A 26,709-nucleotide genomic window follows, 5' to 3' on the forward strand; every position below is an offset into this window, starting at 1 on the left:
GTTATTTTCTCTTAAAGGTTACAAACCTCCACCTGCTTGTCATCCACATACTGAGACCGCTGATACCATACCATGTAAACCATGTAGTAAATATGGTTATGCCAAGAAAGATGAAGAGTGTAGAGACATCAGCGTGGATTGCATCTGTCTGAATCCCTGTAAACAGGGAAAATGCAGTCATGGCAGATTCTGCAACAGTATCGGTAGTTCCCAATATTCTATCCCTTATCGTACTGGATATTGCCTCTACGATATACAATGAATTCAGCCACATCCACATCCCGAAGTATCTTACCAGGATTGAGAATCCGAATATCGTTGCGTAAAGAACAGTAAGAGGATATGATGCTGAGAGTATGACCTTGGCTGAACCAATAAAATCGTGAAGATGGTCTCTGATAAACCAGAATATCGCTGATAACATCTGAAGTAACAAAAACCTCGAAGGAAGATTTACAACTGACCCTGCAAAACCACCAACCTTTCTCCAGACGGATTCCCAGAACCCTTCATTTTCTGTTCTCCCACCTCTGAGTTTATCTTCTCTAATTTTTTCATTTAAGATCAGGGCATCAAATACTTCATCCCTCCAGCCATCACTGTTAAATCTCCTTCTGTATTCCTCTATTATTTTCTTCTGTCTTTCATTCAGAGTTAAATCTCTGATACCCTTTAACGCATGGCCCTGTAATCCTGCGTATGCATGTCTGTATGCATTACCAACCTTCTCGATGAGTATCCTTTTCTTTTCATCGCATGAGAGATCCTCACCACCCAGGATTCCTCTCTGGAAATATATAACTCCTTCTTCGCTTTCTGTCCTGTAATCCATCTTACTTGGAATTACAGTCTTACCTTTTCTTTCTCCTATAACATTCGCCTCTTTGTAACAGATGTTATAAAAATTTCTTATATCAGACCTATCATTTGAACTCAGGTTCTGATAGGTTTGCTCTATTGCAGCCATCCCGAGCTCACCCTCTTTGGCAGTAATCCATATCGCATCCACCTTGTAGTCTGGCACTGCAATCTCGCTAATCTTGAATGCGAGGGAGTTAATAAAGTCTGTGCATCTTACCCAGACGCTTGTTGTTGAAAATATCGAGAATATCAGGACAGATGTGAGAATATATTCACCCGCATACAAGTAAGGAGATTCGCTTCCTTTTATCGCAGAGAAATATTTCGTAACACCAATTAACACAACTATTACAAAGAGAAGCAGTGTCACAGGTGGAATAAATATAGAATCCTTTACTGATTTCAACATCTCAAGCATCATCACATCATAGGGATATTCCTTAAACATGAATCATCTCCTTTTGATATCCCTGGATTTAAAAAGTATCCCTCCAATCTGTTCATCAGATAGAACAGGAAGTCTTACATCAGGATTGTATTTTATGAGCCTTTCAAAGAGTGGAGCTATAAGTTCTTTCTGAATCTTTGCCTTCTCTATAAGAAAGTTATACTGGTTCAGAAGCCTTTTTCTTTTTCTCTCGAGTTCAGCAATCTCACCTTTGCTGAGTCTCGGGTTCGACTCTTCTGCTTCAAGTATATTGTGAACTTCTATAATCTTATACTGTAGTTTGATTATTGACTGGATAGTGGATATATGGTCTATCACCACCGTCCTCGTAGCCGAATCCATCATATGAAGTGTCTTGAGTATCTCGATGGTCACCTGCCATTCAGGTGTGGATACCTTCTTTATGTCATCAATCGAAATATTCTCACCCTTCAGGTATCTGTCCATAAGGGAGTTCAAGTTTTTCGCATAGTCCTCTTTTAAATCCGCATGGAGGTTTTCAACCGCATTCATACCAATCTTTGTTGCCCCCGCTCTTCCAGCACCACTATACCTCATATCTCCAATCAGCAACTTTGCGATATTCTCTGTAGCAGGAGATGCTCCGGCATGCTTGAGGGCTTTATCAATCAGATCGATCTCACCTTCTGTGAATCCTCCCCATGGATCTTTAATGTTTTTTTCACTCCTGCATTTATCCATAGCTAAATTGAGGTCCATACCCGTAGACACTTTCTGATTTATACATTCATAAAGACCTTTGTGCTGAAGCATCATACCGATATTCATTGCACCCTCTTCCAACTGAGCACACTGGGCATTTCTCAGCGTCAACATCATATTTGTCATCGCCTTGAAATGTTTGTATGCATCGCAGAGTTGTTGCGAAGCATAGCACATAAGGACAAGAGGTGCTGCAGCAATAGCGGTTCCTGCCAGTCCTTTTGCAAAACTTTCTAAAGCCTCCTGATTGAACATAGCCTTTATATTTCCTGCAAGGTCAAGGGCACTGCAGCCTCTTCTCTCAGCATCAAGTTGAAATCGAAGCATATCTCCTCCTGACGACTTATTTGGAAATGCCCTGATACCACCGCTGTAAGAAAAACTTTTATCACTCCTTGAATAATCATTGTAGGTCTCAAATGCCTTATCCCTTGAGTCTTCAAACAGGTCTCCAGAGACTGAGGATACATAACTTATTGAAAGGAGAAAACCTATTATATGAGCAATCAGTTTACGCATAATTTACCCATTTAATTAAAATATTACTTCTCTGAATTAGTTTGTTTAACAACATCCTCTTGAACTGCAATCTGGTTTAAGACTTCCTGTGCTGCATTTATCTTTCTGAGTTTCTCTTTGTTCCACTCAAGATACCTCTTTGCATTCTCTTCTGTAGGATCCTCAAGGAAATCAAGGACTATTTTTGGAGGTACATAGTATCTTATGGAGCCATCAGGAGATATAACAGGTTCAATCCAGAGGCTCTCCTTTTGAGACTTGAGATTTGAGATTTGAGATTTCATATTTGAGGATGGTGCTGGTGCTTTCTTAGTTTCTTCCTTGCACTCAGAAAAAAAGACAATCTTTTTACAGTCAAAGAAGGATACCCCTCTATCTTCTGCAAAAATGGAACTCGGGTATAACAGCAATATTAAGGTTATAAGTATTTTTCTGTTCACATATATGATATTACTTTTGCATGGAAGAAAAAGGTGGTATGTTAGAGCGCAGGAAAAAGGTTTATTTCTTTTCTAAGTCCTGGTAAATACTACTAAATTGATCAAGAGCAGATTCAAGATTTTCAGCAATATCTCTCGCAAGCAAGTCCGGATCTGGAAGGTTTTCAGAATCTTCGAGGCTTTCATCCTTCAGCCAGAAAATATCAAAACTTACCTTATCCCGTTGGATCAATTCGTTATAAGTGAATGCTCTGAATCGTTCCGTCTCTTTTCTGTTAAAGCGGTTATCCTGGTTATAGCATCTGATAAAATCCTGGAGGTCTTCGTATCGCAATGGGTTCGTCTTGAGAGTAAAGTGCTTGTTTGTTCTTAAATCGTATATCCAGAGTATTCTTCTGCAAAAGCCCTTCGTATATCTCTCCCTTTACATCAATATCTATCCCTACCCATGTCTCATCATTAATGAGCATTATCAATCTCTTGAGTTTTGCAGGGTCTTGAATCTTATTCTGCGACTTTCTGGAAGATAACCCCAAGCATGCCCTTTTCTTTACCGAGAGACTCAAGGATATGTCTGTAATGGACTTCGAGGACATCCCCATCTTTTTCAAGAAGGCTCTGCCAGTCAAGACCCTTCGGGATTGTTGGGGGTTTGTTAAAGGGCGGCCTCGTCTGCTCATCGGCCATCTTGAGGAACAAGAGATATGTGAGCTGTTCCACATAGTCGCCATAGCTTACCCCGTCATCACGGAGGACATTGCAGTAATTCCAGAGTCTTTGAACTATTGTTGAAGATTCATTAGGCATGATGTCCTCTACCAGTTTTGATCGTAGCGTAAATTGCTCTAATGTCGGATATGATTTTATCTATTGAAGGCTCTTTACAGGGGATATGTCCTGAGGGATTTTCATATGGATGATAGTGCCATTCCTTCAAATTATCATATCCGAAGATTCTTTGATCATTCTGTATCAATGCAAAATCCATGCGCTCGTTTCTTGCATTATATCGCACTGCAAGGAAAAGGTTTTCACCAAAATGGATATTACATTTAAGAGATCTGTGGGTTCTTAAAAGGAATTCGATCTTATACTCTACGAAATGTTTTTTGAGAGAAGTTGTTATTTCTGAAAGGAAGGCATCAACATTAAGGCTCTTCATTTTTTCTTAAAGCCTTTAAGTTTTGCCAGTGCTGATAATAACTCCCTTTTCTCCATCTCTAACATTTCCCAATCTATAAAATCTCCTTCTACCTCATGACCGTGCCTATTCTCAATCTTATCTTCATCCCACATCTTTTCGAATTCCTTAAAAGAGACACCATATTTCTCTTCAAATCTCAGTATCTCACGGGTATAGTGCTCTATCCTGTTCTCTATTGCAGAGAGAAGAATATCATCTATTTTTTCCTTCAGCGCATTTTCACCAAAGGATTCTACGAGGGCATTGTATATATCTTTGTCTATTTCCAATATATTAGGCATGGTAACCTCCTTTTATCTTTTCATATTATAGCAGAAGTTTTATTCCCCCTTATATTTTTCTTTCGTAAGGGCGAATGGCCGTTCGCCCTTACATCCGTTTGTCCTGCCATTTCAATGGGCGTATTGCCATACGCCCTTAGATTATTTCTTTCTGTTCGGATTCTCCTCATCTTCATCCCATTTCAAGGGATTATATCTGATGTATTCACGGATAGAATTTAATTCATTTTCATTGCGAATTATGTGTTCGTAATAATTGCGTTGCCAGAGTATAGCCGACCGTTCCACATTATTTTGATTTATCCATTTTAAATATTCGGTTGAAACCATTGATTTAAATACACCAACGATATTTCCTAATGTAGGGGCAGGGCTTGCCCCTGCCCTTTTATTTGTTATTTCATTATTTTGGGCAACCGCAAGGGTTGCCCCTACATTTTTAATCCATTACAAGGTTCTGATTGAAAAACCCAAGGGTTTGTTTTGAAGGAGTCGCAGTAAGTCCTATAATAAAGGCATCAAAATACTCAAGAACCTGTCTCCATAAGTTATAGATAGAACGGTGGCATTCATCAGTAATGATAAAATCAAAGGTTTCAATTGGAATCTGAGGATTGTATAAAACCTGTAGGGGCGGGCTGACCACATCCCTATCGTATTCAAATATTGATCGCTCTTCAAGTTCGGCGTCAAATTCAGGTTCCCCTTTGAGCATGGAATAAAGCCTTTGAATGGTTGTAATGCACACCCGGCTTACAGGGTCGAGTGTGTTTGTGGTGAGGTGCTGAACATTATAAAGCTCTGTAAACTTTCTGCCGTCATCAGGGGTTATATACTGCTGGAATTCCTTTCTCGTCTGGCGACCGAGATTGTTTCGGTCAACTAAGAAAAGCACTCTTTTTGCATTCGCAAATTTTATTAACCTGTAAATGAAACTTACAGCAGTATAAGTCTTTCCTCCGCCTGATGCCATCTGGATGAGCGCCCTCTGTCTTGCCTCTGCAAAGGATTTTTCAAGGTTCTGAATTGCCTCAATCTGACAATCCCTTAAGCCTTCAGTTATCAAAATAGGCATGTTCGTAAGCCTTGCTCTCAGGGTGTTGCCCTGTGAAAGCCATTCGTTAAGTGTTTCAGGCTTATGAAAGGCAAATACCCTTCGAGAGCGTGGGGTAGGGTCTCTCAAATCCCTGAAAAAGGTTTCTATACCTGTGCTCTCATAGGCAAAGGGAAGGGGTTCGTGAACATGTGGTAAATCTTTAGGAAGACCATACAGATAGGCTTCAGATTGCTCAGCAACACCGCTTAATGTGGTACCTTCAGGCTTTGCCTCCATAACTCCAACAGCTCTTCTATCCACAAAAAGCAGATAATCTGCGAGTCCCGATTCAAGTGGGAATTCACGGAGAGCCACGCCAAGAGAAGCACCAAGATTTAATTCCTGTAAGTCCTGAACCCTCCAGCCTGCCATCTCAAGCAGTTGGTCGATATGTCGCCGTGCTTTCTCCTCAGGTTCCATGCTAATAACCTTTCTCTACATCTTATATAAGCATCGCCATTTTGTATAACCTAAAGGTTGTATGAAACTCTTGTAAGTTCTCCTTTTATTGCTATAATTATACTCACAAAATTAAAGATGTAAAGGAAGAATAATTGGCTTATGTAGGAGGAATTGCTCGGAGTAAGGAGGTCTTCAAGTTATTGTGCAGTTAACTTTAGAGATCGGGGGGTAATGGAATATCAAGTATCTTTGCCATAGCTATGTAAAAAGAGTCATACTGGTTAGGACATCACTAGAGTAACTGTCCTTTATGGAAGATACCTTCCAAGTTTCGGTTGTCCATAAACCTTATGAAACTTACCATCTCTGACAAATACAAAGGCTGGAATCTTTTCAATCTTAAACATCTCGATCTCCTCCCCAGGGATATGAATAACCATATCATCACCCCATTGTTTCTTAAGTTCCATAAATCGTTTCCCATCAAACACCGTTGAGAATATCTTCACATCGTAATCAGGATGACTCTTTGAAAATTCATTTGCTGTCTTTATAGCACCAATGCTGTAAGGACAATCACCAACGAATACATAGAGTATCTTCTTCTCCTGAATTTCCCTTTTCAGAAACTCCCTTTGGGCATCTTTTATAAGATTATCAACCTCTTGTTGTGGAGATACCTGAGAATCAGATTTGAGACTTCGTCGTGAGCGCTCAGCCGAACGATTTGAGATTTGAGATTTCTTGCTTTTAACTTCTGACTTCTGACTTTTTACTAAAGGATTAGTAAAGATATCCGCATGTGTAATATCTATAGTAAAGGCACACCAGTAAAAGAGCCAGGCGTAACACAGCAACAGACCTTTCGCCAGTAAACCCATATATAACCTCCTACCTCTGGTGGTAATGCTGTGGCAAAATCCCACGATGCAGGGCTCTGTCCTATCTTTATACACCCAGAAGATCGTGGAAAGACCATCTGCAATTTATCATCTTGGGTGGGCTGGAAGTGAAGGGGAATGAACCCTACTCTACCTGTAACAAAGGGTTTTGATGCAACACTTACAGCCCTGAAACAGGTTGCAGCACTTGCAACTGCACTGCTATTGGCAATCATAAGTCCAGTTCTCGGATATGTCGCACCCCATGTCCCCATGCATGCATCTTCAACTGATATAGCGTCTCCAATTAATGGAATCCCGCTTAGAGAACAAATCTGAGAAGCACCTGCGGTAGCAGATGCAAGCCATTTAAATGTAAAATAATCAGCAGCACCAGTCCTCCAGTTAACAATATCTACCTCTGAGAGATAATTTACAGCATAAGGAAGTGTGAGGTCTTTTTTGCACAGTCCGAATATTGCCTGAACAGGATTTTTTATATATCCGAGAAATGAAAAAGTCACAACATGGGCTTCATGGTAGAAGGAATTCGTCTGATAGAATGAACTCGCCCCACCTGCTCCACCAAAAAGAGATGATGCTTCTTTTAAAGGTTCTAAAAGGGTATTAACAATGGAAAGGGAACTGCTGAATGGCTGCCTCGGTGTCTCGATAAGTAATACAGGAGACCAGTAGCACATATTTATACCAGGTAAGAGTTTCTTCTTATCAAGCCAGCATGGTCCAGCCACCTTATACTCAAGGCAACTCTTTACATTAAGTGCTGATGCTAAAGAAGTTATATCAACCGCATAGGCAGAAGAAGTGCTGAAGATTTGAAGAACTACAGTGCCGAAGCACACTAAGGACTTTAGCACTTCAGCCTTCAGAGCTTGCGTTCTGAGGTTAATCAAAATCCTTCTCATAAATAATCAACTCCTTGCCTGTTACCTCTACAAGGGAGGGGGTGTGTGTTACTCCATACATCTTAAGAATTTCTATAGTAGCTGGTTGCACGGGAATTTCAAGAGAGACAATGTCAGGTCTCAGTCCACAGTCAACGCAGTAGCCATACCATAAATGAGATTTGAGACTTCGTCGTGAGCGCTCAGTCGAACGATTTGAGATTTTAGATTTGAGTGATGAAATTTCTTTCTTAGAGAAAAACAGAAACTTGCCAGTGAGGGGAACTTCGTGGGAGAGAGGAATCTTTCTAATATTGGATTTTATTGCCTGAGGAAGCGATAAAGAGCGTAATTGTACAGACTTTATTGTTATCTGAAATCTGGCATCTGTAATCTGAGTTCTGAGATCTGGGATATTATTAACCCTGCAGGTAAACCCTTCAGTGCCGATGTCAATAACATCAAAAGGTATGGTAAATATTAGAGTTATAAATACAACATTAAATCTTCTAATTATCTCAAGGAACATTTTTGACTGAACCAAAAAGAAAAATAGGTCAGGCATCTTGCCTGACATCCGAGGCAGGATGCCTCGGCTATTTTCTTCTTAAATTGCAATGTATTCACCCCCACCCTTACCCTCCGCCGTCAAGGGGAGGAATCTCTATACAATTCCCCTCTCCTTGCGGGAAGGGTTAGGGAAAGGGGATAAAAATCACTCAATTTATCTAATCAGTATGACACCCCATATGGATTCTCTCTTGCAGCGGTCATTATTGCATCTCTTAGCCCGTATTCCTTCTCAAGCCTGCTGAGATACGCCTTATCCTGGTCTCTTGATGTGGTTACCCAGTAACTGAATGGGTCAAGCAGAACCCTCACAATTGTGCACCATCCTTCCGTCTTTATAAGTATCTCGTTGAAGTTCCTCTGTTTCGTTAGCGTCCTGTAATACGACAAAACCCCATCTGAAAGACCGAGTGCTTCCCTGTTTCTCTCAATAGTGTCTACATTCTGCGTAAGGAGTATCTTATTAGGGCAGTTATCCTTAAGCACCTCAGCTACACCTTTGAAGTCATCGAGCTGTTGAGTAACAAAGATAACAGCACATCCAAAACTTCTAAAAGTTTTTACAACCTCAACAAGAAACATGAGGGTGATAGGGTCATTGAAGAGTTGCCATGCCTCATCTATTATGAGGTATTTCATTACGCCAGGATTCTTTTTGACAAACTGCTTGATGTAATAGATAAGAAGCATCACATTCACTGCAAAGAAATCTTTGTAGAGGTCAATATCGCCGAGCTGAAAACTTATAAGCCTGTTCCCCTTGAAGTCAAGCGGTGGCTTATCCCCACTGTAAAACCGTGCATATTGACCATCGCCGTAGAACGGTTTTATCTTTCTTGAAAGCTTGAGCCCGATATCATCCTTCCTTTTAAGTATCTCTGCAACTGTCTCTATAGACGGACTCTCTGATGAACGGAAGCACTCAAGGACAGACTCACTCAATACCGCCACTTCCTCCCTTGTAATTGCCTCAGTCCCTCCTGTAGCCATCATGGAGAGGAGATGCGTGAGAAACACTCTGTGGTCATCATCCCTATCACCCCTGAAAGGGTCGAGTATAAAGTCTATCTCCCCCTCAAATCTTATATGCTGACCACCTGCAAATCTTGTGAGTCTTTCGTATGTGTCTTTCTTATCAATGACAAAGACTATACCGCCCCTTGCAAGTGCCATCATGATGTGTTTTGACATGGTAACGCTCTTTCCTCCCCCTGTCATCCCTGTTACAAGGCAATGAGGGGCGGTGGATGATGTGAAGCTATCAAACAGATCAAGATAGATTATCTCACCCCTTCGGTTATAGTAGAAATCTGTTACCGATTTTGAGCCAGATGAATTCCTGTACAGTGGAAGCAGATCTGCTATGTTTGAACCAAGAAATGTAAATGTCTTCTTAAGGACATCTTTTTCTGATGGCAGTTCTGGGTCATAACTAAGCGGTAATGCTTGAAGGAACATCGCAGGAGAATTCATATCCTCCACAATAGGGATTGTGCCAGCAGACTCAAGGAAGCTTACAAATTTTGTAGATTTTGCATCTATCTCTTCATCATCTCCAAGGATTACAAAGATAAAAGATGCCTTAAAATACTTATCACCTGATGAATAGGTCTTATCAATCAGGCTATCGCACTCTTTCTTGATTATATCTTTCTCAACAGCAACATCGCCCATCAGTCCTGCGCTGTGAAGCCATGCAAACGCCTTTCTTCTCTTCATGTAAGATTCCATCTGAGTCTGAGAAGGTTTGAAAAAATTTACAGCAAAGATAAAATTATCTGTGATGTCATAAAGGCTTATCCCGTCTGGTTTTTCCTCAAAAAGCATATTGGGCTCTGTCACAAAAACGGTTCTGAATTCACCTGCTTCCTCTCTCTGTCTTGCCCCCACTGGAGGCTCTTTAAATGTTATCACCCTCGTCCTTATCCCCTCAAAGACCCATTCGCAGTTCTTCAGTTCAGGCGAATTGAATAAGAACTTGTTACAGATTGGAGGCAGATGGTTATCCAGAGGTGGAGGTCTTTTAAATGTTGTTCTTGGATTTAATAACCGGTAATGGAGATTTATCATATCTTGAGGATAGAATTTTCTATGGGAGATATTGTTCATCGTAAATGTGGACTCTATCTTTTCATCAACCCTGCTCTGCACAGATATTCTTGATGTGCCATTATCCCTGAAGGGGAAGTATCTTACAGTGAAAAGTGTAGTTATCGTTTTTGGATAAAAGTTAATCTCATTATAAGAGAAGAATCCCCTGTATAAAGATTTCTCATACATCTCGAGATTAAAATCAAGAAGTTCTTTCATCGCAGGATTATCCGGTTTCAGGGTGTCTCTTATCTCTTTCTTTATACGCTCATTCCCCCTGAATCCAACAGTTATCACTTGATAGAGAAACCCTTCAGGCAGGGAATTTAGAAAATTTTTCAATTTAAAAGAATACCCTTCAAGTTCAGAGGTTGATCTTCCATCAACAGGAAATCCACCCACCTCCCAGACCTGCCCTATTGAGCCATCCCTGAGGATGAATCTCCCATCCTCATAATCAACAGGGGTGAAAAGGGAAGTAAATGATTCCCCTGTATCAAAAAACGCCTTCCATGTCTTAAGGGTTATACTCATATTTTCTTCTTTATGGAATATTACTTTTAGAGTAAACCCCGCACCCCGCCCACGCGGGCTGCGGGGACTGCGCGGGCGGGGCTTTAGACCCCGCCCTTGCAAGAGGAAAACTTTTATCCCATTCATCCCCGCCTTAAAAGGCGGGGCATTCTGGCGTGGTGCGGGGTAAAATTAAGTCCAAAAATGTGTCAATCTCAAAAACCATTGTAGGACGGGGCTTTAGTGCTGCAACTCTTGGAGAGAAGTAAGAAGTGGAATAACAGCAGAAAAGGTGTTGACTTATCTCGCAAATTAATTTTTTTGTATATACAAAAAATATACGAGGTGTGAATATGAAATTTGCAAACATAAAAGAACTTCAAAGGGAAGGCAGAGTCGTCCATATCGAAGAATTATTAAGGGCGAGGATTTTATGTTTCAGCTATCAAAGGAAGAATTTAATAGCTTGAGGTTCCATTTTGGCACCTCAAAAACATCTATTAGAACCACCCGAAAAACCCAAAAAGCGTATAGGTTTTCTTACAGAGTAACCAGAGGGTGTTTACAAGGCAGGATTTTGGAAAGAAATATTGATTTGATTAAAATTTAAATTTTATGATGGGTGGAATAGATATGAACAGAAGTTTAAAAGTCACCATAATTATTATAACCCTATCAATCATAGCATCTACAGTTTTTGTGGGCTGCACAACAAAACCACAGATTGTCAATTTCAGCGAAAAGGCTCTGACACTACCAAATCATCAGAATCCAGAGATTGTTTTTATCGTGCCGCCGTATGTAATTAACAAGATTGTTCGTAATCCATTTAATAAGAATATTATATCTCTGACGTACGTTGGAGATACGGGCGTACCCATTAGAAACGCCCTTATAGAGAAATTCAAGGATTATAATATCAAAACATTAGATACCAACACAGAAGAAAGAATACATGCACCTGCTGTGGTAAAAATCTGGATAGATGAGGTAGAAGCTAAAACAAAAATGCGATACTTCCCATGGCCTGCTAATACGTCTCATGTCACATATTATGTCACAGTCACGGATATAAACAACAACTGGAGCGAAAAACTAAAGGTAAGGGCATGGGGGACTTATGGGGGCTGGCCTGAAGATAGTGCATGGGCTTCTTACAAAAATGCCTCTGAAAAACTTGTTAAGGAAATCTACAAACTCCTTATTAAAAAGGGCACGATAAAAGAGAAGAAGGGATAGCACACCCTTCGTCTCTTATTTGTTTATTTACCTGTTCCCCAGATGACAGTTGGCATTGTTGGCTCCTGCCATCTAATAGGGTCTTCCCCTTCCATAAGGGATTCTGACGGGGATCTTTGGGTCTCTCTCTTAATTCTATAGGCATCGTTACCGGTTACCCTTGTTCTTCCGCCGAGGAGTCTTCTTCCGTAGTTTTCTTTGTTAAAGGTATTTGCAGCCCCTCCACCCTCTATCCCTGGCTCAGAGGTAACCCAGTTCTTTATCGCTCCATGGACAGGAGATGAGCCAGCATCTGGAGATGTTATCTTTGGGTAATAACTCTCAGGGTAAAAAGGTACAGGTGAAAGCGTAGCCGGATCAAGAAGTTTTTTATATGGGGCATTAAAATTATCCACTCCACCTGCAATAGCAGAGCCTGCACCAGTTGCAGCGGTGATTCCCAATTCAATACCACGGGGAATCGCCACCCCTGTGACCACTTCAACTATTGCACCGAAGAGAGTTGAAGACCCTGCCTCTGCAGTCAATGTTCCTGTAATTGCACTGGTTACACCTATTTGACCAAGTATAGCTCCAATAGCATACGATGCTGCAATCGCCATAAGTGCAGCGAAGGTAACAACCACCCAGCCAAGCCAGCCCTTCATCTCCACTGATTTCTCATATATCTTTATCGCCTCCTGAGAGAAATTATGGCCTGGCATGGTCTTTATCCATCTGACACCTCCAACTTCATATATCCCTGCAGCATCTGAAACAAATCTTGGACCCATATCCATAGGGATAGCCATGTAGTAGTCCTTTGGATAAAGGTAAACCTGGACAGTTGAGGTGCATTTCTTTTTCAAGCCACTTCGGGAACATTTCTGGAAGTGGTCCTGCTTTATCCCTTCCTCTGCAAGGATGGCAATTGTAGAGAAGTTCTTTTTCATCTCAGCTGCCATAATCCACATGAACTCAGGCATGGAGATATTCTTGAATTCTACATCCCCTGAATCCCATCCCTGAGAAATATAAAGAGTATCTGTTGATGGCTTTATAGGCTCAAGAACCAACGAGACCTCATCAAGCCCGTAGGCAAGGTGCATCTTTGCTATATAGCCCATGCCTAAAGAGGGGGAATATTTCCCAAGTATCATCACAGGTGCCTCTCTTGGAAGCCTCAAAGACTGGATCTGCCCTGTAATCTCCCGTGAGGGTATCTTTAGCATGACTACATTCTCCCTTCCAGCCACACGCGCCCATGAGGTAAGAGAATCAGGACTTCCGTCTCTAAGATATCCTACAGAGCCAGCAAATGATACTGCCGTCTCAAAGACAAAGAAAACAAATGCTACCACTGCTGAGATTATTCTGAAGTATATGCCTGTCTTATAATACATGCTTGCTCTTTTGTTCTTCTTACTCATATATTACATTTGAGTTAAAAACAAAAAATCTTCTAATATTTCCAAAAATAAAGGAAAGTCATCGGGGGGAAAGTGATGGGTCGCCTATGACTCTGTAAAAACTAAATTTTCTATCTAATCTTCTCCATAAATGACCTTGCAGCCTTAAGGGCATCTTTGACCATATCTACATCGTAGATGAGGCCTCTGTAATAACCCGCAATGTGAAGAGCATCATAAAGCATCTCAAATTCCCTCATAAGCTTACCATTATGAACTGCTATATACTTCTGTAGTGCCTTCCTGTACGCATCAACTGATTTTGGAAGTTCTTTTTTTGTAAGACCTTTTTTAGTCTTGAGATATTCATTTATAGCCTCTAAAACTGCAAGATATGCTGTTCCAAGAGCTTCCCTTACAGACTTTATATCTGTATATATGTTATCCTCTATAGGGACAGACTTTAATATCTCTTTTGCATTGTTTAAATATCTTAATGCCTCTTTCACTTTGTAACCTTTCTTGTTATCCTTGATTCTTCAATGAGTATTTCTCTTGTAATGTATCACCTCACTGTTTATATGTCAAGGTTTGCCATTCTTACTGAGAGGGTCTTTGCCGAGTTCTATTTTCTTGATTGGAATATCCTTCAGATTCGCTCCGCTCACTGCGGGCTTAGGCATGCTTATTGTTCCTCTGAAGTCCTGAAGAAACCACCTTGCATCCTTTAGCCAGATAAACACAGTATGCCCCATTACAAGGTCGTTCGTAGGGGTGATATGGTCATAGACCCATACCTCAAGTACCTCAGGAGGTGTAACAACAGGGAAGAAAGGTATGTCTGCTCTCTCAGTGATAACAGGAGCTATCTGAGCCTTCAAACCATCTGTCTTCCCCTGTGCCTTCGCATATATCTCCTGCGGTGGTAGAGTCCCTGACTTATTATTATTTATGCCGAGGGATGCACAACCACTAATAATTATTAGAGAGATTGATAGGGTCAATATAAGGGATTTTACTCTCAAATCTACTGCCGCCTCCTTTCAGGGTAACTCCATCAACTATATAGAGATGAACCTTCTTGCCGGCTTTCACCTCGACAACAGGAATAAGCACATCTGCCTGTTTAGCGTAAAACTCTCCTGACTTAGACGCAATCTGTCTTGATGCCTCAGCAAATGTATATGTCGCCACATCACCGGTAATATTCGTTGCTGTGGCTACACCTCCTGTGCCTCCTGCCACTGCCAGTGTTGTGGTCTGTGCTGTGGCTAATGCCTGAGAAAGCCCCTGAAGGAATGCGCTTATCCCTGTAGTCTTTAAGAATTCACCTGTGTATCTTTTAACATCCCCTTTTATCCCGAAAATGTTATCTTCGTCTGTGAGATAACCATTTACCTTTTCGTCAAAGAAACCTCCATCCTGCCATCTGCATGACATTTTCTCAACTTGAATCTTTGCCCTCCCTGTTCCAATGTCACCAACAGCCTTTGCTACTGCAAGACATCCCTTAAGGGGCACAGGAGAGCCCATCGGACCTGAGAACGCCTTATCTATACTCAAACTCACAGGCATGGGCTCTCCGTTGTGTGGGGCATAAGCCCCTGAAAGAAGGGTAGCATCCGTAAAGGATGCTGAAGGGAGGTATGGATCTGCCTTCTTTGACTGGGGTGGAGAGGAATTATCAACAGGAGGCAATTCAATCTTTTTTATCCTTGGAGTCATGGATACCTTTCCTTCGGCTCCGCTCAGGACAGGTTTCTCTTGTTCAGCGGCACCTTCTTCGACGGCAGATATCCTATCTTTTTTCTTCTTTATCTCATTTTCGAGTTCATACAGGGTCTTTTCATCCTTTTTTGACACCTCATCCGTATGTCTCACTTCTGTCCTCTTCATTTCTTTTATTCCATTAACTTCTTTCTTTATCTCCTGAAGTGCTGTGTTAAGGGTATGTATCTGGCTTTTAAGTTCATCTACAGGATTTACATTCCCCTTCTGTTGCTGTTTTGCGTCATCTATTATCTTTTCTGTTTTCTTGGGGGTCTTACCGGGAGTTACAAAAAAGAGGAGAGCAATAATCAGTGTGAGGGCTATAAGTATCGTGGGGTGCTTTTTTATGAAGTCTGTTAATTTATTGATTGTATCTAACAATGTAGCCATGTGTGGCTCCACCTTTAAGAAATTTATCCTTAAGGGAAATCGCTATAATACCTTCGAGGTAATAATCCTTTATCGGAAATGGTTTTATTGAACCCTCTTTCCTTACTATCTCTATAACAAGTCCCTGCAGGCTCATTGCGTTATAGACCTTGAGGGCTTTTACGGTAAAATCCTCATCCTTATATAAGATAAATCCACCTTCCGAGACCTCTACCCCTTCAGGAACCTCGTTATTCGTCATTGATTTAATCAATCCGAGTGGCGTGAGCGCCCTTAACTTTTCAATACGCTCTTTTGCCCCAATAACATGGCTCACGAGCCTTATCTCTTTATGCCTCTGTTCAGGTGGCACGATAATCAGGCTGAAAACATACTGTCTGTTATCTCTGGTAACTACATACAGGTCTCCTGAGATAAGTGAGAGCGGTTGCAAATAAACCCTCTTTCCTGAATACTCCATGGACAGCAGATTCTGGTCAATCCCTGTTATAAATGTTGTTATCTCTGATGGCATCTCAATAGAGGTAGCCTGCCCTACAGAGAGCCTTATAGTCTGTATCCCTTTATACTCGATAATCTCAGTTGCAGTCACAATTGAGTATAAAGCTAAGATCATGGAACTAAGGGCTAAGAGCAGGATTGGACAGAATAATTTTAAACCTGACATCTCAAATCTAAAATCTGAAATCTGCCTATCGTATCTCCCTGCAGTTTTCATCATCAATCTCCAGCCCAAAAGGATTCAATGGCGTTTTATATCGCCCTCTGACTACTTTAACCTTGCATAAAATATTCTTTATCCCTGACTCCTTCCCCCCGATATAAGTCCTCTGGTCACCCTTTATCGTAATCTCATATCCGTTGCTACTCTCAGCCACATCAGGTTCTCCATCTGGTGTGAATGTATATGCAAGCTGAGATTCTTTTATCCTGTTTATTTCTGAAAGAAGTGTTGGCTTCTGCTCAGAGGCATAGCGAGATGTCATAAGTCTGTATGCCAGCGCGTATTGCCCATCAACAGTTCCAGGATTCACATTCTTCTTTTGATAAAAATAATACCTTACGAAGATAGATGGCACGCCAGCAGGAATATGTCCAACCACTGTCTCTCCTACAACTTTATCAACATCTATGTAAGTGATATTTATCCTGAAGGTCATAACGAGTATCGCAATTATAAGGATCACTATCAATCCTGCCTCACCAATAGCAATGATGGAAAGCCTCCTGTTTATTACCTTCAGGTCTTCTCCATAATCCCAGAACTTCAAGGAGAAAACCTCCTGTTTTTATGAGGCTCTTTTACAACCAATGGGAAGAAATTATGCATAAAGAGAATCCTGTAAACAATATTCTGGAGTATATAGCCCCTTCCCTTTTTTCTTCTTATAGTCCGTAGTTTTATACCTGCTATTAAGGGTGGCATCAGGGAGAGGATAACCGGGAGTCCAATCAATATGGATATCGCTCCTGTGAAGAAAAATGTCAGTATTATCACAATCCATTCATCGAGTGTAAAGAATATCTCTACAGGTCTGTCTATAAATCTTGGTGCCCAGTTCACTTATGGATGGTTCCTCCGAATGACTGCCAGAGAAACTGGGCTATCTCATAGATTGAGGCAAGCAGAAACCCTCCAACAAAGGCAAATAGGGCAATCTTGGGATGCCTTGTCAGCAGGGCGATGACTCCTGAAACGCAGGCAACAAGAAATATCATGAAGCCAACCTTACCCTTAGTAATCTCCTTTATGTTATCTGTAATCTTTTGGGCGGATGCATCGAGCCTCGCAAGTTCACCTTCAGCTGCCACCTTCGTGACAAAGATAAAAACAATACATATCATTAAAAATAATACTATTAATCCTCTCATCTTTACACCCCCAAGGCACCCTGTGCCTGTTATTATTTTCAACCACCTTCCTGCTCACCTATCACCCATGGAAGAGTAGGAATGACTGTTCCGTCCATAATGAATGTTGGTGTTCCTGTTACCCCTATCTTCCTGCCTTCTTCTATATCTTCTGTAACCATCTTTGTGGCTATCTTCCTCAGTTCGCTGTTACATCTTTCTTTTCCTTCGGCTTTGCTCAGGACAGGTTTATTCTTTGAAAGCCATCTACATTGCTCTTCAATAGCCCTTTTCTTTGCCTCTGGATGTATAGATTCAAGGGGATAGTGCTTTATCACCACCCTGTAATCTTTGCCTCTATACGCCTTTATTGCTTCTAATGCCCGCTTTGATGCTGGACAATCAGGGTCAGAGAACATAAATATGGTTTTTTTACCTTCAGGGTTGTAGACAATCCTGTCCTTCTCTCTCAACTTGATATCGATCTTCTTGAACTCAACATCACCTGCAAGCCTCTGTGTAATATTTTCACCGTCTCTAAAGATCTCACCAGATATCAAGACCTTCTTGTCATTTGAAATATAGAGCACTAAAGGAATTTTCATCATTCCCTGGTCGACTGTAAGTCGGACTGCCTTGAAGTTAGGAATCTCTTTAAAATCTGTTACGCTTGTTACTGAGAAAATATCCCTTTTTAAAGAGATTGGTTTTCCTGCCCGTTTTTCTATCTGTTTTATCCAGAAGTCTATGGCAACATTACCGTAATCATCTGGACTATACTGCTCTGCCAGAATATCTGTGGTAGCTATCATACTCGCTATAAGTATAAAAAGCCCTATCAATATATCTGTCTTTTTCATTGCTATCCCTCCCTGTCATCTTGTTTTTTTAATCATAACATTAAAAGCCCTTTTGTTATTGAAACAGTCTTTCTTGATAGGGCTATTATATAAAGAGTCTGCTGTTTCTGTAAACCCCGTTAGAAAATTTGGATGGGGCATTAGACCTCGCCTTCGCTATCAAATTTGTAGAGGTTCCATCCTCGCACAAAGGTCGGGACTTTCTAACGGGGTAAATTATTTAAAGAAATAACCCATTATCGTGGTCCTCTTCTGAATTTTTTATACCTCTCCGTCTCTCTCAAAACAGCTCTTAGATATGATTTACTCTTTGCACCGTAATAATCGTATATTGCATGCTTGAGATTCTCGTTGTTAACCTTATAATAGTAATTTAAAACTTTCAGCCCTGCTTTAGTATTGTAGAAGGGATCTTTAAGCAGTCTTTGCCCGTCAAAATATCTTTTCCATGTCGGATAATGCACCTGCATAAGACCTCTTGCATCTTTGTGGCTTCTTGCAAAGGGATTAAAACCACTTTCAATCCTGCTTATACCAACAATCAGTTCCAATGGAAAAGGAAATTCCTTTGATTCACGAACTATGCTCCTGGCGACAGCATAGGAGAGCATGATGTCCTGTTTTGGGTTCACCATTGTGATATACTTAAATAGAATGAATGTTTCTATGCGTTCACCAAAAGGAAGTGAAAGCAAATCCTCAGAGATAAACTTTATTGTCTCACTTGAGAAAAGTTGACCTGCAGAGAAAAACAAAAACAAAACTGTAAATATTACCACCTTAAACATTACCATCCATGCCTTCAGCTCTTTAGCACTATTTGAGGTTAAATCCTTTTATCCATCTTGAGTCTCTCAATACACTGTCTCATCGATACCATTCCATATTCTGAGCCTGACTCGATGTAATTGTTTATCCCTGAAAGGATTGCTGCCATATCCTTCCCTTTACCTGTCAGCACCTGATGCACAGGCAGGGTATTCATTAATACCTCATAGGCAAGAACCATCCTCTTTTTGTCGACGTAAGCTCGGATTGCCCATCTTTATGACAGCGATAATTCTGTGGACTCCAACTCCACACTCACTCTTTCACTCTACCTCAATCGGCGCAAGATATGTATATCTATTTGCTGGTAGATTATTTACAGCATCATTATTGACATCATAAATTGTCGTTGTATTGAATGGGTCTATTATCTTTGTCGAAAGAGTGGCATATGATGTATCGGAAACGGTCACAGTTTTCCCCTTTATCTCTGTAGGTGATATACCACTTACATTTGACTGGTCTATGGGACTGTAGCTACCGCTTGGGGTTATGTAGTAACGGTTAAAATCCATAGAGAGCATCCAGCCTATCTCGTGTTTGTTGTAATAGGTACCGTTATTAGGATCTTTCTGTGATGAACATGTATAAGTAGTTGTAGTTTGAGGGCAGTTATAACATGTAACTCCACTATATCCTGATATCTCAGAACCATCACCAGTAGGACAGGTAGTCCACCTCCAATTCCAATATCCGTATGAGCATCCCATTCTATTGCAATGCTCACCAGTATAAGGCGTATTATATTCCCTACACTCGTATTCCCAAAATTGGGTAGTAGTGTAGACTGTTGAAGTAGAAGATGAACATACATTTGTTACAAACCGAGTAAACTTTCTAATTACAGTACTAACCCCTATCACAGGCACAAGACTTCCATCACTCTGCGTCTCCCATAAAGGCTCGGTAGCATAGGCATAATCAAGGAGAGCGTAAGGGATTCCTTCATTAGATAAATCCACTTTTATCCGTTCATCTATAAGAACTTTTAACCCCGACTCTTTATCAATAACCACATCGTCTTGAGATTCAGGGGCATCATATCTACCACCAACATCAAAAGAGTTCTGAACAGCGACGTTGCCATTAAGGTCAAGGAAATATCTTAAAAGTATGCCTGCCCCAGAAATAGACCAGGTAGATGGAAGCACAGAGTCTATTTTCTTTGTTATATACCTGTAGTAAGCAAAGGAATACCTTGGTTTTACTATAATCCTTGCTCCGGGATATGTAATGTTTCCTGATTTGTCTATCTTTACAGGCATGTATATCCATTTATCTGTAATAGATCCATTTTCGGTAAAAGAAAAGTAGTAATCTATACTGGTATAATCGAGGGATTTATTTTCCATATAGTCCTTTGCCATCGGGACTATATCAGGTACTTTCCCTTTTACGAAAGAATCTATGGTGTTTAGTGCTAATGTAGCAGAGGAATAATCTGTTGATGGTGGAGAGCTAATTTTATAGTTAAAATCTGCCGTATCTTTGCCGTATCCTGAGATTATCTCAGTTATATCGTTTACAAGTCCTTTTCTTATAGTAGCATCGTATTGTGATTCAATCCCCTCAAGTTCAAAAATATAAAGAAATTGTCTGCTTCTTGGAAGTTCAGCAGCATCAGACACAGATACAAATAAAACCACAACTGCAAACATAAACCACTTCTTTCTCATAAAATCCTCTATTTATATCTTCTACTACTATATATTACTCTGGAGTTAAAATCCGATCCCTTCCTTTTCTCTAATAAACCCCGAAGACAGTTTTCACTATTGTTTCACCCCACGGTGTGGTTGTCAAAATCCTAATTGAATAAGGTGATGTTTCTCCATTATCCGGATTTCTCGTAGAGGATGACCCATTATCCACCCTGAATTCATTCCCCCATGCATCCTTTATCTGTTCAGGATTAAATTTGAGGGTGGATATGGCATTTATATCATTAAGAGTAGCGATACAGTCATCTGCTACCGTGCATGAGTTAAGAAGATGACTGTTAGTATCCCACTTTGTAGGAACAGATGCCCCATTTCTATCAGTCTTTGCAAATCTGTCAACATTCACATCATGGTTTGGATCGGCAAGATACAGGGTGGTGAAATAAGACTGGAAGGTATTCCCTGTGTCGTCCATCTTTTTCAGTGTCTCTTTGTATTTTGAAACCTGTATCTCAAGACCACTTACCTCTGCACAGATATCATCACTGCCGCAGGTAAGCTTTCCTTCACTCGCATCGAACAAAGAGGATAGTTTAGAATCTGTGGATTTTGATACAAAGGCTATGACATGATACTGGACCTGCGGGCTTGTTGTGCTGGCAAGCCTGTTACTTACATAAGCGGTATACTCCATGTTATATACATCACGACCAACTGCCTTCTGTGACATACCAGCATAGGAAGATACAGAGTAAAAACTTGTCCCTGTCGTCCCTGACGTTATTGTGTTAGAGCCAAATCTAAACTCCTGCCCATCGTAAGAGTCAACATCATAGGCATACATGTCGTATATACGCTCAATGGCAGATCTTATTTTCTCTACCTGCTTTTCATTCTCCTTTCTTTTCTGCCAGCGATAAAACTCTGATAGGTCAGGTAACACAAATGCGAAAATTATAGTTATTGCCGTGAGGACAAAAATAACCTCAAGGGCAGTAAAACCACTCTCTCTTTTCATCTTATCGCCATCGTTGCCTTCATCGTAGGAATAATTATCGCACCTGCGATACTGCCGATAATAATCACAAGTCCTCCTATCAACACAGGTTGTAAGTAATTCAATAATCTATTTGTAAGAATCTCCACCTCTTTCTGTTTTATATGTGCTATCATATTTAGATAGTATTCGAGATTCCCTGTAAGTTCACCTGTTGACAGAAGAGATGCAATATGACCCTCAAAGCCAACCTCTTTAGCGGTTCTGGGCAGTGGTATACCCCGTCTCAAAAGCACCACCATCCTCTCAAACCTCCTTTTTATCTCAGGATTACTGACTATTTTGGATACCGCACCTGCTATTTCATCTACCATTATTCCTGTAGCAAGCATCAGGCTGAACATAAAGAATGACAGGGTATAGTCCTTCCCTCGCTCAATCCTCTGAACAAGAGGCACCATCCTGTAAAGTCTCCATGCTAAAGGTGATGTAGCGAATCTATAGAGGATAAATAATATAGTGAGATAAATCGGAACGGTGGCATATATATAATCTGCAAACTTTTCGCTTACACCTACCATGAACGAAAGTACTGATGGCACATCCTCTGGAGGAACAACATCAAGAAGTTTTCTGAATCTCGGGAATACGAAAGATAAGAGGACAGGGATTACTATTGCGAAAACCACGAACATAACAATTCTTGGGTATATTGTAATGTTCTTTATTGTATCCTTCATGCTTTTCTCATGCTTAAGGATCTCCCTGCATCTATCAAGCGCCTCTGGAAGTTTTCCGTGCTCCTCCCCTGCCTCAACAATGGAGCATAGTATATCTGATATCCCGGCATCTTTAAGGGATTTTGATAGCGAGTAGCCTTTAACTCTACCATCTTTTATCTTTTCAATAACTGAAGATGCATCTGCTGAAACGATGTCTTTAAGATTATCAAAGGTTATCTCCCATGGCACTCCTTTATGTGCTGAATCAGCCATAACCTCAAATATTATAAGAAGGTCGTTTATCTTGAGAGTTTTTTCTATCATAAAAAATTAATTGGTCTTTACTACGCTTCTCACCTCATCAACCGATGTATAGCCTTCAGCAACAAGCCTTAATCCATCCATAAAGATATTCTTCCGTTCTTTCATTATCTTCTTTATAGCGAACACATCTTTATAAAGTATCGCCTCTACAACCTCATCGTCAAAAATTAATACCTCAACTATTGGTTTTCTACCTTTGTATCCGATGTTATTGCAGTATCCACAGCCTGATTCATTCTTCCTGTAAATAACTTCTGTATTGAAGCCTGAATCTTTTAGAAGATTTAGATTTCCTCTGTCTTCCTTCTTGCAGTGAGAACAGAGTCCCCGTACAAGTCTCTGCGCTATGATTGAATTCACTTCTGATGCGACATCCTCTTTATCTATACCAAGATGTCTAAGCCTCATTGTTGCCTCAGCAGCGGAATTAGAATGGAGTGTGGTAAGAACTAAATGACCTGTATTTGCTGATTGAATAACTATCTCTGCGGTCTCTTCGTCCCTTATCTCACCTATAAGTATCACATCCGGGTCATGTCTCAATATATGTCTTAATGCCTTTGAAAAGGTAAAACCCTTCAGTTCATTTACCTGAGCCTGCACCCTGAATGGATCCCTATATTCAACAGGATCCTCTATTGTAATGAGGTTCTTCTCGAATGTATTTATATATTTCATCATAGAATGAAGTGTAGTTGATTTTCCACTCCCTGTAGGACCTGTAACTATAATCATCCCCTGAGCCTCTCTAACAAGGAATATCAATGTCTTCTGTACTTCAGGCGTAAAACCAAGTGCATCCAAGGATATACTCCCAACTACTGAGCGTTTTAGCAGCCTTATATGCATGGACTGGGCTCTCTCCTGCCTGTCTGGAAGTGCAACAGGATAAACAGAGACCCTGCAGTCGACTCCTGAGAGGTCAGGATCAAGCACACCTGCATTGAAGCTACCGTCGCCTGGCAATTCCCTGTCATTTTCGGATATGTGAGACCTTAAAAATATCGCATTTATTATCTGCGTGTAGGTCTCTTCTGAAAAATGCATTATGATTCTCAGTGTCCCATCAATTCTGAAACTTACCATCCATACCCCTGGATTAAAGTGTATATCTGTTGCACCATCGTAAAAAGCCTTTTTGATTATCATCGTGCCTATAGCAAGCCCATCCCTTGATGTATCTATCTTATGATGAATCTCAGAGACAGGTATGGATTTCCACTTTGAGTATTTCTCAACCATCAGGGTAGAGACAACATGAAGAGTTATCTGTCTATTTTGGAAGTATCTTTTTACAAAATCTATTGATTTTATATCATTAGGATTTGTAAATCCTACGTGTACAGTTCCATTAGATTCGCTTTGCTCACTACAGGCTTCATAAAGGGGGATAACTCCCATTTTTGTTATAGAATCCACAGGAAATGATGAAAGAAGCGATGTATCTACAATATTTATAGGTGAGAAGTAAGGGTATCCTGATTGCTTTGAGACAGCCTCAGCAATGACCTCTGGATCGGTAAGCCCCAGTTCAACGAGTATCTCACAAAGGGGTTTTCTTGCTACCCTCTGTCTTGAAAGGGCAGCATCTATAAATTGCTCGGGAACACCCATCCTGATAAGTATCTTACCTATCTTATCCACTGTTGCAGTTCTTCCATGAATCCCATGAGTTCCATTCTTTCGCTCCACTCAAGACATGTCTTTAATATTCCTCATTGAAGATGAACCTTACGGTCTTAAGATTTCCTGTGCCTTCAATTATTACCCTTCCCGTAGATGGGCTGGATTCTTTATCTATGGCTTTATCTATTTCATTTGCAATGTCTGATGGAACATTGGTCACATATATATTGTGGTCATAGGCATTCCCATTGCCATTGAGGTCTACACTCCTCTTATAGGATATATAGCCATTTGCAATCCCCGTGGCAGGGTTGTTACTGATCAGTTTTCCTCCGCCTTTTATATACGGACCTCTCCAGTAATCTCTAACATCAACGCCCATAAGGGTATTCTGAGCAGCGTCCTTATCCCATAGAGCCTTTATATCATCTTCAGATGTATAGGTTCCTGTATCCATCTTGAACCGCTCTTCTGCCGCTGCATACTGCTCAGCCTTCGTGATAAGAGCAGCCGAATTTGCTCTGTTTGTGTTCATTAGAGTAATTATCGTTCCTGCAAGAATAGCGATGATTACTATCACAAAGATCAATTCAATCAGTGTAAAACCTCTTTTATCCTTAATCTTCAATCCCGAATCCTTACTTATAAACATAACGCTTTACCTCCTTTCTTTTTCCTTCACATAGAGCTTAAAATCGAATATTAGTTTTCCTTCTTTTGCCTCCATTCTGTCTACTGAGACAGGAAATATCTCTTCGATAAGCTCGAGAAATCTTGCAAGTTCTGAAAGTGTATTGTATGCAACCTCAAACTGCAATGGAATGAAAGTTCCAATACCATCCCTTCTTGCCATATCAGTTATTTTTATACTTGATACTTTTTGATTTTTTGGTGAGGCCTTGAGTCTGTAAATCGACGATAATTTTTTTACACCATACTGAAAAGCAGAATAACTGTTTTCGCTTCCAAACAGAACTACGGGTTTAACAGGAAGTTGCCTGACCTTATCACTAAGGTTTCTATACTCCGAGATTTGGTATCTTAGAAGACTTGATTCTTCTCTGAGTTTGTACTTGCTGTTTATCAGATTACTTATAACCAGCAATTGACCTATCAGCAATACTGTAAATAGCATCGTCCATGCGATGAGTCTTTGTCGAAAACTTAATCTTAAGGGAATTGCTTGTCCCTTCCCAGAAGGCATTCGCATTCTTTACCTCCCTTTTTACTACCTTAAAGGCACCTATGAAATCAGCAGAATCCTTAAACCTCATAATAACTTCAAGGTTATTCCTTTTGCCAACAACCTCTATCGAGTCATATTTACAAGTCTTTAAAAACTCAATGGTCTTTAACACATCTTTAAAAGATACACCCTGCTTTTTAATAATATAACCACCTCTTTCAGCTATCAGTCTCTCGAGTTTGTTCTCTTCTGAATAAATATCGCTATGGAGGTTCAATTCAGCAGACCTCAAATTCGAGATGGATATAAGAAGGCTCAAAAGCACAAGGAAAGAAATGGCATTTCCAGCAATGCCAGCAGAAATTATCCTTTTTATCCTTCTCTTTTTCTCTATATAAGGATTCCTATAAAAATATTCCTTCCCAGCCCTTTTTATTGAATCCGAAAATTGCTCAAACGGTATATTATATCCGTATATATGCGTCTCTGGTATTTTACCCAGCCTCAGATATGAAACAGTATTTTCGATCTCACCCTCGATTGAATCTCCCACATTTACCATGTATCTCGTGATATCTATTGCACCTTCTGAGTTTACATAGCTGATGAGCAGTATCTCGATGTCCTTAAACCATACACCAGTAAGCGTAGATGGCTCTCTCTTAAAAAATATCAATGGATTCGTTATAAAACACTCTTTCTGTCTTACTTCCTCAAACATCTCACTTGACTTTTCAGAATAAACAAGATCACCAATCTCGATAGATATATCTTTGTAGATATTTCTCGTGCAGGATGTATCCCCGGAGAAATAAAGAACAGTCGCTCTCTCAGGGATATCTCCTACACTTTCTGCATCTTTTCCATCAAACATGATAATCGTCTTAGGTTCTTCATTAATTACAAGATACATCTCACTATTCACTGTTCACT

The 26,709-nt window shown here is 40.4% G+C and carries 28 protein-coding genes and 2 pseudogenes; 1 reads left to right on the plus strand and 29 read right to left on the minus strand.

What is annotated here, in order from left to right:
* Position 1: 1 nt before the first annotated feature.
* From AB1488_06520 to AB1488_06570, 11 genes and pseudogenes are all read right to left on the minus strand, one after another.
* Positions 2–1,309 (minus strand): hypothetical protein, encoded by a 1,308-nt coding sequence (locus AB1488_06520; protein MEW6409751.1) that lies wholly within the window; start codon positions 1,307–1,309, stop codon positions 2–4.
* A 3-nt stretch (positions 1,310–1,312) separates the two neighbouring features.
* Positions 1,313–2,551 carry a hypothetical protein gene (locus tag AB1488_06525; GenBank protein ID MEW6409752.1) on the minus strand — a complete coding sequence of 413 codons (1,239 nt, stop codon included), beginning with the start codon at positions 2,549–2,551 and terminating at the stop codon, positions 1,313–1,315.
* Between the two features lie 23 nt (positions 2,552–2,574).
* Positions 2,575–2,991 (minus strand): hypothetical protein, encoded by a 417-nt coding sequence (locus AB1488_06530; protein MEW6409753.1) that lies wholly within the window; start codon positions 2,989–2,991, stop codon positions 2,575–2,577.
* 61 nt (positions 2,992–3,052) lie between these two features.
* Positions 3,053–3,798, minus strand: a pseudogene (locus AB1488_06535) (type I restriction-modification system subunit M N-terminal domain-containing protein).
* Positions 3,791–4,153 (minus strand): hypothetical protein, encoded by a 363-nt coding sequence (locus tag AB1488_06540; protein ID MEW6409754.1) that lies wholly within the window; start codon positions 4,151–4,153, stop codon positions 3,791–3,793. Before AB1488_06540 ends, AB1488_06535 begins: the two are co-directional and overlap by 8 nt.
* The gene (locus AB1488_06545; GenBank protein ID MEW6409755.1) at positions 4,150–4,476 is read right to left on the minus strand and encodes a hypothetical protein; all 327 of its coding nucleotides are present in this window, start codon (positions 4,474–4,476) and stop codon (positions 4,150–4,152) included. Before AB1488_06545 ends, AB1488_06540 begins: the two co-directional genes overlap by 4 nt.
* Before the next feature lie 442 nt (positions 4,477–4,918).
* Positions 4,919–5,992: pseudogene (locus AB1488_06550) on the minus strand (DEAD/DEAH box helicase family protein).
* 290 nt (positions 5,993–6,282) lie between these two features.
* Positions 6,283–6,855, minus strand: a complete 573-nt coding sequence (locus tag AB1488_06555) for a hypothetical protein (protein ID MEW6409756.1) — start codon at positions 6,853–6,855, stop codon at positions 6,283–6,285.
* A complete protein-coding gene (locus AB1488_06560) occupies positions 6,786–7,781 on the minus strand; it encodes a TraU family protein (GenBank protein ID MEW6409757.1) in 996 nt (331 codons plus the stop codon). Before AB1488_06560 ends, AB1488_06555 begins: the two co-directional genes overlap by 70 nt.
* Positions 7,762–8,289: a hypothetical protein gene (locus AB1488_06565; protein MEW6409758.1), complete on the minus strand. Its 528-nt coding sequence runs from the start codon at positions 8,287–8,289 to the stop codon at positions 7,762–7,764. The genes AB1488_06560 and AB1488_06565 overlap by 20 nt, the downstream gene beginning before the upstream one ends.
* Before the next feature lie 203 nt (positions 8,290–8,492).
* Positions 8,493–10,955 (minus strand): ATP-binding protein, encoded by a 2,463-nt coding sequence (locus tag AB1488_06570; protein ID MEW6409759.1) that lies wholly within the window; start codon positions 10,953–10,955, stop codon positions 8,493–8,495.
* A gap of 612 nt (positions 10,956–11,567) precedes the next feature.
* Here AB1488_06570 and AB1488_06575 point away from each other — a divergent pair.
* A complete protein-coding gene (locus AB1488_06575; protein MEW6409760.1) occupies positions 11,568–12,173 on the plus strand; it encodes a hypothetical protein in 606 nt (201 codons plus the stop codon).
* Between the two features lie 23 nt (positions 12,174–12,196).
* Here the strand turns inward: AB1488_06575 and AB1488_06580 are convergent, their stop codons facing one another.
* The 18 genes from AB1488_06580 to AB1488_06665 all read right to left on the minus strand — a co-directional run bounded on the left by AB1488_06580 (position 12,197) and on the right by AB1488_06665 (position 26,701).
* A complete protein-coding gene (locus AB1488_06580) occupies positions 12,197–13,555 on the minus strand; it encodes a hypothetical protein (GenBank protein ID MEW6409761.1) in 1,359 nt (452 codons plus the stop codon).
* A 137-nt stretch (positions 13,556–13,692) separates the two neighbouring features.
* Positions 13,693–14,070 carry a DUF5618 family protein gene (locus tag AB1488_06585; protein ID MEW6409762.1) on the minus strand — a complete coding sequence of 126 codons (378 nt, stop codon included), beginning with the start codon at positions 14,068–14,070 and terminating at the stop codon, positions 13,693–13,695.
* Positions 14,071–14,145: 75 nt separating this feature from the next.
* Positions 14,146–14,586, minus strand: a complete 441-nt coding sequence (locus AB1488_06590) for a TraV family lipoprotein (protein ID MEW6409763.1) — start codon at positions 14,584–14,586, stop codon at positions 14,146–14,148.
* Entirely contained in the window at positions 14,534–15,721 is a 1,188-nt protein-coding gene (locus AB1488_06595; GenBank protein ID MEW6409764.1) for a TrbI/VirB10 family protein, read from the minus strand. Before AB1488_06595 ends, AB1488_06590 begins: the two co-directional genes overlap by 53 nt.
* Positions 15,693–16,442 carry a type-F conjugative transfer system secretin TraK gene (locus AB1488_06600; GenBank protein ID MEW6409765.1) on the minus strand — a complete coding sequence of 250 codons (750 nt, stop codon included), beginning with the start codon at positions 16,440–16,442 and terminating at the stop codon, positions 15,693–15,695. Before AB1488_06600 ends, AB1488_06595 begins: the two co-directional genes overlap by 29 nt.
* Positions 16,414–16,992 (minus strand): TraE/TraK family type IV conjugative transfer system protein, encoded by a 579-nt coding sequence (locus tag AB1488_06605; protein MEW6409766.1) that lies wholly within the window; start codon positions 16,990–16,992, stop codon positions 16,414–16,416. Before AB1488_06605 ends, AB1488_06600 begins: the two co-directional genes overlap by 29 nt.
* Complete coding sequence (locus tag AB1488_06610; protein ID MEW6409767.1) at positions 16,989–17,285, minus strand: hypothetical protein; 297 nt, start codon at positions 17,283–17,285, stop codon at positions 16,989–16,991. Before AB1488_06610 ends, AB1488_06605 begins: the two co-directional genes overlap by 4 nt.
* The gene (locus AB1488_06615; protein ID MEW6409768.1) at positions 17,282–17,593 is read right to left on the minus strand and encodes a hypothetical protein; all 312 of its coding nucleotides are present in this window, start codon (positions 17,591–17,593) and stop codon (positions 17,282–17,284) included. Before AB1488_06615 ends, AB1488_06610 begins: the two co-directional genes overlap by 4 nt.
* 38 nt (positions 17,594–17,631) lie before the next feature.
* Entirely contained in the window at positions 17,632–18,432 is an 801-nt protein-coding gene (locus AB1488_06620; protein ID MEW6409769.1) for a thioredoxin fold domain-containing protein, read from the minus strand.
* Between the two features lie 236 nt (positions 18,433–18,668).
* Positions 18,669–19,220, minus strand: coding sequence for a lytic transglycosylase domain-containing protein (locus tag AB1488_06625; protein MEW6409770.1), 552 nt, complete (start codon positions 19,218–19,220; stop codon positions 18,669–18,671).
* Positions 19,221–19,258: 38 nt separating this feature from the next.
* Entirely contained in the window at positions 19,259–19,417 is a 159-nt protein-coding gene (locus tag AB1488_06630) for a hypothetical protein (protein MEW6409771.1), read from the minus strand.
* A gap of 106 nt (positions 19,418–19,523) precedes the next feature.
* A complete protein-coding gene (locus AB1488_06635; protein ID MEW6409772.1) occupies positions 19,524–20,936 on the minus strand; it encodes a hypothetical protein in 1,413 nt (470 codons plus the stop codon).
* 70 nt (positions 20,937–21,006) lie between these two features.
* Complete coding sequence (locus tag AB1488_06640) at positions 21,007–21,939, minus strand: type II secretion system protein (GenBank protein MEW6409773.1); 933 nt, start codon at positions 21,937–21,939, stop codon at positions 21,007–21,009.
* Complete coding sequence (locus tag AB1488_06645; GenBank protein MEW6409774.1) at positions 21,936–22,964, minus strand: type II secretion system F family protein; 1,029 nt, start codon at positions 22,962–22,964, stop codon at positions 21,936–21,938. The genes AB1488_06640 and AB1488_06645 overlap by 4 nt, the downstream gene beginning before the upstream one ends.
* A gap of 6 nt (positions 22,965–22,970) precedes the next feature.
* Positions 22,971–24,656 (minus strand): type II/IV secretion system protein, encoded by a 1,686-nt coding sequence (locus tag AB1488_06650; protein MEW6409775.1) that lies wholly within the window; start codon positions 24,654–24,656, stop codon positions 22,971–22,973.
* A 13-nt stretch (positions 24,657–24,669) separates the two neighbouring features.
* Positions 24,670–25,242 carry a prepilin-type N-terminal cleavage/methylation domain-containing protein gene (locus tag AB1488_06655; GenBank protein MEW6409776.1) on the minus strand — a complete coding sequence of 191 codons (573 nt, stop codon included), beginning with the start codon at positions 25,240–25,242 and terminating at the stop codon, positions 24,670–24,672.
* Between the two features lie 6 nt (positions 25,243–25,248).
* The gene (locus AB1488_06660; protein MEW6409777.1) at positions 25,249–25,725 is read right to left on the minus strand and encodes a hypothetical protein; all 477 of its coding nucleotides are present in this window, start codon (positions 25,723–25,725) and stop codon (positions 25,249–25,251) included.
* Positions 25,679–26,701: a hypothetical protein gene (locus AB1488_06665; protein ID MEW6409778.1), complete on the minus strand. Its 1,023-nt coding sequence runs from the start codon at positions 26,699–26,701 to the stop codon at positions 25,679–25,681. The genes AB1488_06660 and AB1488_06665 overlap by 47 nt, the downstream gene beginning before the upstream one ends.
* Between the last annotated feature and the right edge of the window lie 8 nt (positions 26,702–26,709).

This window comes from Nitrospirota bacterium (genome assembly GCA_040756155.1).
In the GTDB taxonomy this organism is placed as follows: domain Bacteria; phylum Nitrospirota; class Thermodesulfovibrionia; order JACRGW01; family JBFLZU01; genus JBFLZU01.